This window comes from Luteimicrobium sp. NPDC057192, from assembly GCF_042670205.1.
GTDB lineage: Bacteria > Actinomycetota > Actinomycetes > Actinomycetales > Cellulomonadaceae > Luteimicrobium.
This window is the reverse complement of the sequence record NZ_JBHUWD010000006.1, coordinates 114823-126836: the sequence shown is the minus strand read 5'-3', so window position 1 is coordinate 126836 and position 12014 is coordinate 114823. Positions and strand designations below refer to the sequence as shown.

The 12014-nt window shown below is 75.7% G+C and carries 16 protein-coding genes; 5 read left to right on the top strand and 11 right to left on the bottom strand.

Annotated elements, in window-relative coordinates:
• Positions 1-2: 2 nt before the first annotated feature.
• From ACFT5B_RS05280 to ACFT5B_RS05250, 7 genes are all read right to left on the bottom strand, one after another.
• Positions 3-323 (bottom strand): DUF2516 family protein, encoded by a 321-nt coding sequence (locus tag ACFT5B_RS05280; RefSeq protein WP_386796929.1) that lies wholly within the window; start codon positions 321-323, stop codon positions 3-5.
• A 9-nt stretch (positions 324-332) separates the two neighbouring features.
• Entirely contained in the window at positions 333-1415 is a 1083-nt protein-coding gene (locus tag ACFT5B_RS05275) for a tellurite resistance/C4-dicarboxylate transporter family protein (protein WP_386796928.1), read from the bottom strand.
• A gap of 19 nt (positions 1416-1434) precedes the next feature.
• A complete protein-coding gene (locus ACFT5B_RS05270) occupies positions 1435-1926 on the bottom strand; it encodes a type II toxin-antitoxin system VapC family toxin (protein WP_386796927.1) in 492 nt (163 codons plus the stop codon).
• Between the two features lie 13 nt (positions 1927-1939).
• Positions 1940-2197: a type II toxin-antitoxin system Phd/YefM family antitoxin gene (locus ACFT5B_RS05265; protein WP_386796926.1), complete on the bottom strand. Its 258-nt coding sequence runs from the start codon at positions 2195-2197 to the stop codon at positions 1940-1942.
• Between the two features lie 183 nt (positions 2198-2380).
• On the bottom strand, positions 2381-3565 hold the full coding sequence (locus ACFT5B_RS05260; RefSeq protein ID WP_386796925.1) for an aromatic acid exporter family protein: 1185 nt from the start codon (positions 3563-3565) through the stop codon (positions 2381-2383).
• 10 nt (positions 3566-3575) lie between these two features.
• Entirely contained in the window at positions 3576-4772 is a 1197-nt protein-coding gene (locus ACFT5B_RS05255) for a YgfZ/GcvT domain-containing protein (RefSeq protein WP_386796924.1), read from the bottom strand.
• Entirely contained in the window at positions 4769-5368 is a 600-nt protein-coding gene (locus ACFT5B_RS05250) for an FABP family protein (protein WP_386796923.1), read from the bottom strand. The genes ACFT5B_RS05255 and ACFT5B_RS05250 overlap by 4 nt, the downstream gene beginning before the upstream one ends.
• A 194-nt stretch (positions 5369-5562) precedes the next feature.
• Between ACFT5B_RS05250 and ACFT5B_RS05245 the strand changes: the two genes are divergently transcribed.
• The 3 genes from ACFT5B_RS05245 (at position 5563) to gap (ending at position 8271) form a co-directional block, all read left to right on the top strand.
• Entirely contained in the window at positions 5563-5949 is a 387-nt protein-coding gene (locus ACFT5B_RS05245) for a DsrE family protein (protein ID WP_386796922.1), read from the top strand.
• 215 nt (positions 5950-6164) lie between these two features.
• Positions 6165-7136, top strand: a complete 972-nt coding sequence (locus ACFT5B_RS05240; RefSeq protein WP_386796921.1) for a GlxA family transcriptional regulator — start codon at positions 6165-6167, stop codon at positions 7134-7136.
• Positions 7137-7257: 121 nt separating this feature from the next.
• Positions 7258-8271 (top strand): type I glyceraldehyde-3-phosphate dehydrogenase, encoded by a 1014-nt coding sequence (gap, locus tag ACFT5B_RS05235; RefSeq protein WP_386796920.1) that lies wholly within the window; start codon positions 7258-7260, stop codon positions 8269-8271.
• Between the two features lie 75 nt (positions 8272-8346).
• Here gap and ACFT5B_RS05230 read toward each other — a convergent pair whose 3' ends face one another.
• Positions 8347-8574: a hypothetical protein gene (locus ACFT5B_RS05230; RefSeq protein ID WP_386796919.1), complete on the bottom strand. Its 228-nt coding sequence runs from the start codon at positions 8572-8574 to the stop codon at positions 8347-8349.
• Between the two features lie 102 nt (positions 8575-8676).
• Here ACFT5B_RS05230 and ACFT5B_RS05225 point away from each other — a divergent pair, with 102 nt between their 5' ends.
• Positions 8677-9219, top strand: coding sequence for a MarR family winged helix-turn-helix transcriptional regulator (locus ACFT5B_RS05225; RefSeq protein ID WP_386796918.1), 543 nt, complete (start codon positions 8677-8679; stop codon positions 9217-9219).
• A gap of 60 nt (positions 9220-9279) precedes the next feature.
• Here the strand turns inward: ACFT5B_RS05225 and ACFT5B_RS05220 are convergent, their stop codons facing one another.
• From ACFT5B_RS05220 to ACFT5B_RS05210, 3 genes are read right to left on the bottom strand one after another with little or no spacing between them, the layout of a single operon-like run.
• Entirely contained in the window at positions 9280-9792 is a 513-nt protein-coding gene (locus ACFT5B_RS05220; RefSeq protein ID WP_386796917.1) for a DUF4395 domain-containing protein, read from the bottom strand.
• Between the two features lie 47 nt (positions 9793-9839).
• Complete coding sequence (locus ACFT5B_RS05215; RefSeq protein WP_386796916.1) at positions 9840-10280, bottom strand: thioredoxin family protein; 441 nt, start codon at positions 10278-10280, stop codon at positions 9840-9842.
• A 33-nt stretch (positions 10281-10313) separates the two neighbouring features.
• Positions 10314-11045: a hypothetical protein gene (locus ACFT5B_RS05210; RefSeq protein WP_386796915.1), complete on the bottom strand. Its 732-nt coding sequence runs from the start codon at positions 11043-11045 to the stop codon at positions 10314-10316.
• A gap of 200 nt (positions 11046-11245) precedes the next feature.
• Here ACFT5B_RS05210 and ACFT5B_RS05205 point away from each other — a divergent pair, with 200 nt between their 5' ends.
• Entirely contained in the window at positions 11246-12013 is a 768-nt protein-coding gene (locus ACFT5B_RS05205) for a winged helix-turn-helix domain-containing protein (protein ID WP_386796914.1), read from the top strand.
• Position 12014: the final 1 nt, after the last annotated feature.

The following is a 12014-nucleotide window of genomic DNA, read 5'->3' as shown; positions in this document are numbered from 1 at the left end:
GGTCACCACCCGCCCGACGACGGCCGGCTCGGGCCGGACCCGCCGCCCTTGCGGCGCGTGTACGGCTGGAGCCTGGGCCGCACGTCGGCGAGGTAGACCAGCGCGGGCGTCACGAGCAGCAGCGAGTAGAAGCTCCCGCCCAGCGCGTACGTGAGCAGCGCGGCGACGAGCAGGATGAGCAGCCAGATCGGCTTCTTGAGCTTGTTCTCGGCGAGGTAGGCGTGCGCGGGCCGGATCCCGGCGTCGATCAGCGCGAAGACCTGCACGAGGAACGACGCGAGGACGAGGAGCAGGAGCACGACGCTCTGGCTGGTGCTGAACACGGTCCGAGCCTAGGGGACGGCGGCGACGCGCGGGGCGTCCCGGCGTCGTCGGACCAGGCCGTGGACGAGGCCCGCGAACGTGGGCAGCCAGGCGGCGAGGGCGACCACGAGTGCGACGGTGGGCAGCCACCCGAGCCCGTCCAGGTCGATCGCGTCCCGCATCCGGTACGTCGCGGCGGCGTACATGCCGAGCGGGAACACCATCGCCCAGTACGCCGGCTGGTAGCGCAGCGGGACGCGCCGGACGAGGTGGCGCCACACCCCCAGCACGACCATGAGCGGCACCCAGAACGTGCTGGTCGCCCACGCGAGCACGACCGCACCCTCCAGCACGGGCGCGAGCTCGGCCAGGCGCGGCACACGGTCGGCGGCGATGAGGAGGTTGGAGCCCGCCAGGGCCGTGATGGCGACGGCGCCGGCGGCGATCCACGCGGGCGGGTCGAGCTCGTCGGGCGTCACGCGGACGAACGTCCAGCGCAGGAAGAGCATCGTCATCACGACGACGTAGAGCACCAGCCCGAGCGCGAACGCGCCGAGCGCGGCGAACGCGAGCAGGTCGCCGCCCTCGCGCGCCAGCAGCAGGCCGCAGACCGCGGCCACCGACTCGGTGCTGACCACGAGCAGGAACCACGTCCCGTTGATCCCGCGCTCCAGGCCGGGCTTGTCCCCGCCGATGACGGCCGCCGAGAGCGGGACGTACGCGAGCACGCACCACAGCGGCACGCTCGCGAGGGCGAGCGCCTCGGTCACGCCCCACCGGGCGTGCACGATGCCGGTGCTCTCCGCGAGGACGTTGGTCGCGGCGACGACCGTCAGGAACGCGAAGCCCCGCGCATGGCTCGTGAGGTCGGTCCAGACCGCCCGCGGGTACCGCACGACCCGCAGGACGAGCAGCACGACCAGCACCGCGTACATGACGGCCGCGATCGCGTGCAGCGTGATCGCGAGCCACCGCACCCCGTGCTGGCTCGCGGAGATCGCGCAGATCCCGGTCGCCATGACCATCGCGAAGATGCCCGGGTACAGGTCGCGGACCGGGGACGGCGCGCGCACCGGACGGGCGGCGTCGTCGGGCGGCTGGGACGCGTTCACGGGCGGACCGCCGCCACGCTCACTCGTCCGCGGCGCCCGTGGCGCCGCGGCGGGTGGACGGGCGCGGGACGTGGCGTTCGTGCACGGTGTACCGCCCCGGCAGGACGGTCAGGCCCTCGGACTCGGCCGCGGCGGCCACGTGCTCGTCCCACACCGCGACGACGACGTCGGGCGCGAACAGCAGGGCGGACGCGAGGTGGACGGCGTCCCCGCCGCGCAGCGGGTGGGCGGCGACGAGCTGGGCGGCGCGGTCGGCGACGGCGCGCGTCGTCTCGACGACGTACAGCGCGGGCCACAGGTGCGACCACTCCTCGAGCGCCACCGCGTGCTCGTCCTCGGACAGGAGCCCGCGACGCGTGCCTGCCGCCAGGACCGCGCGGAGCTCGACGTCGCTGGTCCGGCTCGTCGCGACGATCGGCGCGCGGTTCCACAGGGCGGCGGCCAGCTCGCTCCCCGGCTCGCGCCGCACGAGGCGCACGAGCGCGCTGGTGTCGAGGTAGGCGGTCGTCATGCGCGGGTTCCCGTCACCGGCGCAGCCGGCGGACCAGGCCGGACACGGCGTTCTGGCCGCGCCCCACGGGCGCGGACAGGGTCGGGCGCTCCTCGGCGGGCGCGGTCAGCAGGCCGTCGCGGAGCAGGCCGCCCACGAGGTCGGAACCGTCGATGCCGGAGAGGCGGGCGACGGGGATGCCGCGGTCGGTGATGACGACCTCGTCGCCGGCCTTCGCGTGGTCGAGCCATGTCTTGAGCTCGGCGCGCAGGGCGCTCACGGAGACCTCCATGCCCGGACCGTACACCCCGCCGTCGGGCAGGTGTACAGCGACGCACCGGCACCCGCACCTGTCAGAACCTCACGGCAGCAGAGTGCCGCCACGTTCTGACAACTCATCGCACCCGCCCACCCGTCAGAAGCTCACGGCAGCAGAGTGCCGCCAGGTTCTGACAGGTCGGGTGGCGGGCGGCACTCAGAGGGTGGGGAGCGCGTCGCGCGCCGCCGCCGGGTCCTCGCCCGCGGCCTCGAGCGCGTCGACCAGCGCCGACCGCACCAGGAGGGCCAGCGACGCGACCTCCCAGTCGTCGGGGGCGAGCTCACGGGGGTCGACGAGCGCCGCTGCGGCCCGGAGCCCCTCGCGCGCCCGGGCGGGGTCGCGCCCCTCGCCCACCGCGGCCGACAGGTCGCGCACCGCGACGGCGAACCGGGAGACGACGTCCGCCAGACCGGTCGTGTCGTGCTCGCCCGTGAGCGCTGCGGTGCGGCGGGCGAGCACCCGCACGGTGCGCATGACGCGGTCGGTGAGCACCGCCTGGTCGGTGGATCGGTCGATCACGTCGAGGTGCCGTCGGCCCTGCGAGTTGACCCGCGCGAGCTCGCGCGCGTCCCCCGCCGACGTCTGCCAGAGCTCGAGCGCCGGCTCCGCCGCGCGTCCTCGGGCGAGCGCGGCCCGCGCCTCGTCGGCCCGGCCGTGCACGAGGCCCTCCGCGAGCATCGTCAGCGTCTCCGCGAGCGCGCCGAGCGCCTCGCGGCCCAGCAGCGCAAGACGTCGCCGCGGGTCGCGCGGCCACAGCACCGCGACCAGGAGCGCGATGGCGCCGCCGACGAGCGCGTCGACGAACCGGCTGGCCGGGCCCCCCGTGCCCGAGGGCGGCAGCAGCACGATGACGACGGCCTGGACCCCGGCCTGCGTCGTCAGGAGGATCCCGGCGTCGATGAACCGTGCGACCAGCGCGGACACGACGAGCACGACGGCCACCTGCCACGCGCCGGACCCGATGACGTGGACGATCGCGTCGCCGATCCCGACGCCCAGGGCGACGCCGATCGCGAGCTCGAGGACGCGCCGGATCTGCCGGTCGGGCGCGAAGCCCAGGCACACCCACGCAGCGACGGGCGCGAAGAACGGGAAGGGATGGTCGAACAGGTCGTGCGCGACGAAGTAGGCGAGCCCGGCCGCGAGCGCCGAGACGACGATGGGCACGAACGACGTGCGGACCCGGGCGACACCCTGCCGCGCGCGGGCACGGCCCGTGAGGATCCGCAGCCGCCGCCACGTGTCGGCCGCGACGACCCGCGCCTGGGTCACGCCGTCGGCGTGACCCTCCCCCTCGCCGGACGCGGCAGCGTCGCGGGCGTCGTCGGGTTCGTCGGGCATGGCAGCAGCGTCAGGCACCTGAGCCGAGTGCGCCACCGAAGCCCGGTGAGCCCACGCCGGCGGAACCTCCGCCGAGCCCGCGGGTCAGCGGTCCGCGGGCCTCGGGCCGGTCGACGCTCACGCCGTCGCCCGGGACGATCTCCTCCTGGCCCGCGGCGACGACTCCGCCCGCGGGGTCGCCGTCGGCGAGGCCGTCGACGATCAGCTCGTCGGGCGGCGCGGACCGCTTGAGCACCGCCAGCGCGACCGGACCCAGCTCGTGGTGCCGGACGACGCTCGTCACGCGCCCGACGGGCCGCGCCTGCGGGTCGGCCTCGGGGCCGCCGGGGCGGACCTGGGCGCCGGCCTCGGGGACGGTGTGCCCCGAGCCGTCGAGGTGCAGAAACGCGAGCCGCCGGGGCGGACGCCCGAGGTTGTGCACGCGTGCGACGGTCTCCTGGCCCCGGTAGCAGCCCTTGTGCAGGTGGACGGCGGTGCGCAGCCAGTCGAGCTCGTGCGGGATGGTCCGGTCGTCGACCTCGGTCGCGAGCCGCGGACGCCAGGCCGCGACGCGCGAGGCCTCGGTCGCCCACGTGCCGACGAGCCGCCAGCCCGCGGCCTCGCGCACCTCGACCTCGCGCACGAGGTCGGCGCGGGGCACGAGGACGAGGCGCCAGTCGCGCTCGCTGCCGGGGTGCTCGTCGTCGGCGGGGCCGTAGCGGGTGCCGCCGGGCGCCGTCGTGGGCCAGGGGTCGCGCCAGGTGACCGGCTCGCCCTCGGCTCCCTCGGCGTCGACGGGCTCGCCGAGGACCGCCCAGTCCACGGTCGCGTCGGTGATCTCGACGCGGAGCATGAACTTCATGCGGTCCAGCCACGCCGCCAGCGTGGGCGCGTGCTCTGCCTCGGTCACCAGCCAGGTCGCCTCGCCGTCGTCGACGACGCCGGCCGCGTGCTCGACGTGCCCGTGCGGGTCGAGCACGAGCAGCTCGGTCGAGGTGCGCGGCGGCAGACCCAGGAGGTCCTGCGACGTGATCGAGTGCAGCCAGCTCAGGCGGTCCGGGCCGGCGACGCGGACGACGCCCGTGTGCGAGAGGTCGGCGACGGCGCCGCCGCGCTCGAGGGCGCGCTGCTCCGCCGTCGGGTCCCCGTAGTGCCACGCGACGCCGGCGTCGGGGCCGGACGCCTCGACCGCGCCGTGCCGCGCGAGCAGCGGGCTGCGGTACGTCACGACTCGTCCTGACGCACGAGGCGCGCGGACGCGTAGTTCTGCAGCGGGTGCCCGAACGCGGCGATCTCCCAGACCCACATGAGGTCGCCCTCGACCAGCCCGTAGAGCCGCTTCGCGGCGGTGATCTCCGCGGACGACGACGTGCGGGCGATCAGGTCGTGCACCAGGTCGATGCGGCCGTTGCCGACCGCCCCGACGTAGAGCGTGAGCCAGCCCGCGGGGTCGGCGAGCATGACCTCGAGCGGCTGCTGCGCCTCCGTCAGGCCCTCGGGGCGGTCCGGCGACACGCGCCAGTAGCCGGTCTCCGTCTCCCACACGGGCAGCTCGGCGGCGGGCGTCGTCGTGGGCGCGTCGTCGGGCGTCCCCTCGCCGGTCCACTCGTCCGGGACGGTCGCGGGGACCTCGGGCTCGACCAGGCGGATCGTCGACTCGTAGCGCAGGTACGGGCCGCCGTCGTGGTCGAACACGACCTCCTGGACGAACGCGGCCTCGTCGATCCCCGGGTAGGAGATCACGCCCTCGCCGCGCCAGCGGCCGACGAGCCAGGCGAGCGGGTACGCCTCAGGCGCGAGCCCCTCGGGGAACGCGAACGGCATGGGTCAGCGCTGACCCTCGAACAGGCGGTACACCGCGTAGCAGGTGAACCAGACGATCGCGACGGTCGCCAGGCCCAGGAGCGTGACGAAGAAGATCTCGGTACCGGTCATGGCCCGATCCTACGTCGGACACCTGCCCCGTCCCGGGCGGGCGGCGGGTCCCGGACGTGGTGTCCGTCTCATACGCTCGACCCGTGACGACCTCCCCGCAGAACCCGCCCCACCGCACGCTCGTCGTGAAGACCACGAGCGGCACCGACCGCCCCGAGGCCACCAACCAGGCGTTCACCGTCGCCGCGACCGCGGTCGCGGCCGGCGTGCCCGTCAGCCTGTGGCTCACGGGCGAGTCCGCGTGGTTCGGGGTCCCCGGGCGCGCCGCCGAGCTCGTGCTCGAGCACGCCGCGCCGCTCCCCGACCTGCTCGACGCCGTCCTCGCCGCCGGGTCCGTGACCGTGTGCACGCAGTGCGCGGCACGGCGCGGGATCACGCCCGACGACGTCCTGCCCGGCGTCCGGATCGCGGGGGCTCCCGTGTTCGTCGAGGAGGTCATGGCGCCGGGGGCACAGGCGCTCGTCTACTGACGCGCGGGGGCCGGGCCGGGCGGCCGGGCCAGGCGGCTCAGGCCGGGGAGCTCAGGCCGGGCCCAGCCGCGCCGTCGCCGACCTTCACGCGGGAGAGCCCGACGGTGACGTGGTCCGGTCCGGGTGATCCAGGAGAGGTGCGCCGACGACGACGGTCGGGTCCCGCCCCCGGCGCCGACGCGACGCGACCACCGGCTCGTGCGTACCGTGCGGCCGTGGACTCCCCCGACGTCGCCCCCGACCGCCTGCGCCGCGTTGCGGTCCTCGTGCTCGAGGGCGCGAAGCCGCTCGACGTCGGGATCCCCGCGCAGGTCTTCACGACGCGACCGAGCATGCCGTACGAGGTGCGCGTCTGCGGTGCGGCACCCGGGCTCGTGACCGGCGGCGACGGCCTGGCGTACCACGTGGCGTCGGGCCTGGAGGCGCTCGGGTGGGCTGACGTCGTCTTCGTCCCGGGCTACCGGTTCCCGGACCGCGAGGACCCGCCGCGCCGCGTCGTCGACGCGCTCGTGGAAGCCCACGACCGCGGCGCCCGGCTCGCCGCGATCTCGACCGGCGCGTTCGCGCTCGCCGCGACGGGCCTCCTCGACGGCAGGCGCGCGACGACCCACTGGCACTACACGCGGGCGCTCGCGGCGAAGCACCCGGCGATCCGGGTGGACGAGAACGTGCTGTTCGTCGACGAGGGCAGCGTCCTGACGTCGGCGGGAGCGGCGTCGGGCATCGACCTGTGCCTGCACGTGCTGCGCGGCGACCTGGGCGTCGCGGCGTCCAACCACGCGGCCCGCCGGCTCGTCGCGGCGCCGTACCGCAGCGGCGGCCAGGCGCAGTACGTGCCCCGCAGCGTGCCGGAGCCGCTCGGCGAGCGGTTCGCCGCGACGCGCGAGTGGGCGCTGCACCGGCTCGACCGCCCGCTGACGCTCGACGCGCTCGCCCGGCACGCGGCCGTCTCGCCGCGGACGTTCTCCCGCCGCTTCGCCGACGACACCGGCTGCACCCCGATGCAGTGGGTGCTCCGGGCCCGCGTCGACCTCGCGCGCGAGCTGCTCGAGCGCTCGGAGCGGAGCGTCGAGCAGATCGCCGGCGACGTCGGCCTGGGCACGGGCGCGAACCTGCGCCTGCACTTCCAGCGCGTCCTCGGGACGACGCCGAGCGACTACCGGCGGACGTTCACGCGGGGCGAGTAGGCGGGCCGACGACGGCGCCCGGGCCGCCTGGCGCGATCCTTGCGGACCCTGGCGGGGGCACCTCTGTCTGTGGTCCCCGTCACGCGCGAGCCTGGTGGGGAACCGAGAGGAGAACCCTTCCATGACCTCCACCAGCACCACGACCCGCGTGGCGATCAACGGCTTCGGCCGGATCGGCCGCAACGTCCTCCGCGCGCTTCTCGAGCGTGACAGCCCGCTCGAGGTCGTCGCCGTCAACGACCTCACCGAGCCCGCCGCCCTCGCGCGGCTGCTCGCCTTCGACACCACCGCCGGACGCCTCGGCCGGCCCGTGTCCGTCGACGGGGACGACCTCGTCGTCGACGGCCGCCGCATCCGTGTCCTCGCGGAGCGCGAGCCCGCGAAGCTCCCGTGGGCCGAGCTCGGCGTCGACGTCGCGCTCGAGTCGACGGGCCGCTTCACGGCGGCGAGCGCCGCACGCGCCCACCTCGACGCCGGCGCGCGGAAGGTGCTCGTGAGCGCCCCGTCCGAGGGCGCGGACGTCACCCTCGCCCCGGGCGTCAACACCGCGGCCTACGACCCGGCGCACCACACGATCGTCTCCAACGCGTCCTGCACGACGAACGCGCTCGCGCCCCTCGCGTCGGTGCTCGACGAGCTGGCCGGCATCGAGCACGGCTTCATGACGACCGTGCACGCGTACACGCAGGAGCAGAACCTGCAGGACGGGCCGCACCGCGACCCGCGGCGCGCGCGGGCCGCGGCCGAGAACATCGTCCCGACGACGACGGGCGCCGCCAAGGCCATCGGCCTGGTGCTCCCGCAGCTCGACGGGAAGCTGTCGGGCGACTCGATCCGCGTCCCTGTGCCGGTGGGCTCGATCGTGGAGCTCAACACGGTCGTGGCGCGCGACGTCACGCGTGACGACGTCCTCGCCGCCTACCGGGCCGCGGCCGACGGCCGGCTCGCGGGGATCCTCGAGTACTCGGACGACCCGCTCGTCTCCTCGGACATCACGGGCAACCCCGCGTCGTCGATCTTCGACTCGGCGCTGACGCGCGTCGACGGGCGGCACGTCAAGGTCGTCGCCTGGTACGACAACGAGTGGGGCTTCTCGAACCGCGTCATCGACACGCTCGAGCTCCTCGGCGCCTGACGCCGCGGTCGCGCCGGCGCCCGGTGGGCGACGGGCGGTCCCACCGGGCCGCGCCGTCGCCCGGCGGGGTGCCGGTCAGTCCGTCGTCGCCCGCTCCACGACGTAGGCGTGCCCGTCCGGCCCGACGACGCGCTCGTAGACGGTCCGGATCCGCCGCTCGCGCTCGCGGGCCTCGTCGGAGACCTCGCCGACCGCGTGGACGGAGCTGACCTGCGCCGGGCCGAAGAACGGCAGGAGGGCGGTGTCGAGGCGGTCGCTGAAGGCGTCGCCGCGGCGCGCGGCCTTGGGCTGGCGTCGTCGCACGGTGGGCTCCGTTCGTCGGGTGGGGACTCTTGGCGCACTAATGTTTGGTGCACCAATCTTTGGTGCACCCTACACCGGCGCGGTTCGCCCTACCATGGCGAGGTGGCCACCACCGCCGAGCACACCGACACCGCCCCCGCCCCGGGACGCGCCGCGGCCGACCGCCTGCGGGACGACCCGCTCGCGCTCGAGTCGCAGGTCTGCTTCGCGTTGTCCGCGGGCGCGCGCGGGCTGGTCGCGCTCTACCGGCCGCTGCTCGAGCCCTTGGGCATCACCCACCCGCAGTACCTCGTCCTGCTGGCGCTCTGGCAGGACGACGCCGCGAGCACGCTCGCGACGGTCACCGATCTCGCCGACCGTCTCGCGCTCGACGCCGGCACGCTCTCGCCGCTGCTCCGGCGCCTCGAGGCCGGCGGCCTGCTCACGCGGGACCGGTCCGCCGACGACGCGCGCGTCGTGCACGTCCGCCTCACCGAGCGGGGGCGGGCTCTGCGCGCGGAGGCGGCCAAGGTGCCGCCGGCGATCGCCGCCGCGACCGGCCTGACGATCGACGAGCTCGCGGAGGTCCACACCGCCGCGTCCAAGGTGGTGGCCGCGGCCCGGCGCGCGGGGGTCATCGGCGGCGGAACTGCGGGCCCCGCCTGAGCCGCCTCTCCGACCCCGTCAGGACCTCATGGCAGCCCGGTCCCGCCGGGCACAGACAGGTCAGGCGGCGGACGGCCGCACGCGCCGCAGGACGACGTACAGCTCGCAACCCAGGCAGAAGTCGAAGACGGCGTTGAGCACCGCCGCGACGAGCGCGAGCGCCGCGGCGACGGGCACCGCGGCTCCGACGCCGGCGAGGCCGAGGACGAACCCCAGGCCCGTGATGATCAGCCCGACGAGCTGGGCGAAGCGTGGGGGCCGGGGGTCCTCGAGGTCGTTGGGCGGCGCGAGGCGTGGCCGCACGAGAGTCCGGAACAGGGCGCCCTGCCACGTGCCCTGCGATCCGCGGGCCGCGCCGAGCGCGAACGACAGCACGACGACGAGCAGGAGCCACAGGGCCCAGAACGTGCCCACGAGCAGCAGCACGACGGCGAGGAAGACAGCGGTGACGCCCGCGCCGAAGCGGGGTCCCCGCGGGTCGATGCCGGCGGGCTCGGCCGCAGCGGGCGCGAGGTGCGCGGCGACGACGGGCGTGGGGCCGGTCGCGGCGTCGTGCGGCGGGTGCTCGGGCATCGGGACTCCTGCGCTGGTGCTGAGGCGGGGCGCGGACAGCGCGCCCGTCACGCGCCGGCGACGGCGGCGAGCGCCTGCTCGGCCTGCGCGCGCCTGACGGCGCCGGTCATCCGCGCGACCTCGCGCCCGTCACGGTCGAGCACGAGGACGGTCGGTGCGCGCAGCACCGAGAAGCGTCGCACCAGATCCAGGTGCTGGTCGATGTCCATCTCGCGGTGCGAGACATCGTCGCGCCGGGCGACGAGCGCCCCCAGGACGCGGGACGTCGCGCGACAGGGGCCGCAGTGGTCGGTCGAGAACTGGACGAACGTCGCGGTGCCGGCGAGCTCGACGCCCCGGTCCCGCCAGACGTCGTCCTCGGCAGAGGGCACGGGCGCGGCGGCGTCGGGCGCGGACACCCGGACGACGCCCTGGCGCGAGCGCCACCACAGGCCGAGCACCAGCGCGGCCGCGACGACGGCCACCAGGAGCAGCGCACGAACCAGCACAGGAACCTCCTCGCCGCGACGGGCGGCCACGCGTCAGCCGATGAGCCGGCCGACCACGAAGATCAGGATGCCACCGACGGCGACGGGAACGGTGGCCGCGCTCAGCGACGCCCAGCGCCCGCGCGCCGTCGGCACGTGGCCGAACAGCGCGGTCACCGAGGTCACGACCACGCCCGCGACGAGGCCCGCCCACAGGCCCGACGGCCAGTCGATGCGCGGCAGTGCCCGCGCGACACCCGCCCCGGCGCCCGCGGCCAGCACCACGGCGAGGCCGATCCCGGCCCAGCCGCGCAACGGCGTCGAGCAGACGACCGCCGCGACGGCGATCGCGACGGCGCAGCTCACGACCAGCGCCGCGCCCTCCTCGGACAGCCCGGCCGCGAGCCAGCCGGAGCAGCCGACGGCGACGACGATCCCCGACACCTCGCCCGAGACGTTCGCGACGACGTCGGTGCGCGGGGGGCGCCGGGCCAGCTCGTTGACGAACGCGAGCAGGAGACCCATCGCGACGACGACCGGCAGGTTGCGGAGCACCGGCTCGCCGTCCGTGACGTCCACGACGAGCGCCGCGCCGAGCCCGACGAGCGCGACCAGGAAGCCCGAGGCGCCCCGCGCGTGCAGGTGCATGAGCCCGGGCCACCCGATCGCCGTGAGCAGCACGAGCACGACGACCGCGCCCGCGAGCGGCACGGTCCCGAAGTACGCGGCGACGGCGACCATCGCCGCGAGGCAGGCCGTCAGGACGGAGCGGGTGGTCGCGGTCATGCGGCGCCGAGGGCCGGGCGCTCCCCGCGGGCGCGGGGCGTCACGGGGACACGAGGTGTGGGCACGCCTCCGAGTGTCCCAGATCTGCGGCCGGATCCGGCCATCCGTCCGGGCGCGCGCGTGGACCGTGACCCGGGCCGGGGCGCGGAGACGATACCGTGGCCGCACGCGCCGCACGACCACCGAGTGGAGGTGACGAGGTGGCCCAGCTCCTCGTGCTGACCCCGACGACGGGAGGATCCGTCGAGATCCTCCCCGCCCTCGGGCTGCTTTCGCACCGGGTACGGGTGCTGCCCATGGAGCCGTCCGCCCTGGTGGACGCTCCCGACGCGGACCTCGTCCTGCTCGACGCGCGCCGCGACCTCGTGGCCGCCCGGACCACCTGCCGGCTCCTTCGGGCGACGGGCATGACGGTGCCGCTCGTGCTCGTGATGACCGAGGGCGGCCTGACCGTGGTCACGGCCGAGTGGGGGTCGTCGGACGTCGTCCTGTCGGACGCCGGGCCTGCCGAGGTCGAGGCGCGGATCCGCCTCGCGATCGAGCGCGGGGCCGGTGGGGCCCGCGACGACGACGAGGAGATCTCCGCGGGTGAGCTCACCATCGACGCGTCCGGGTACACCGCGCGCCTGCGCGGCCGCCCCATCGACCTGACCTACAAGGAGTTCGAGCTCCTCAAGCACCTGGTCCAGCACCCGGGTCGCGTGTTCACGCGCGCCCAGCTCCTCCAGGAGGTCTGGGGCTACGACTACTACGGGGGCACGCGCACGGTCGACGTCCACGTCCGGCGCCTGCGCGCCAAGCTCGGGCCCGAGCACGAGCAGCTCATCGGCACCGTCCGCAACGTCGGCTACCGGTTCGACCCGCCCAAGGAGCGGCGCGAGCGCGCCGGGTCCGCCGACGCCGCCGAGGCCGCCCCGTCCGACGGCGCGCCGTCGACGGACTCGCCCGCGGTCGGCACCGCCCGGTAGG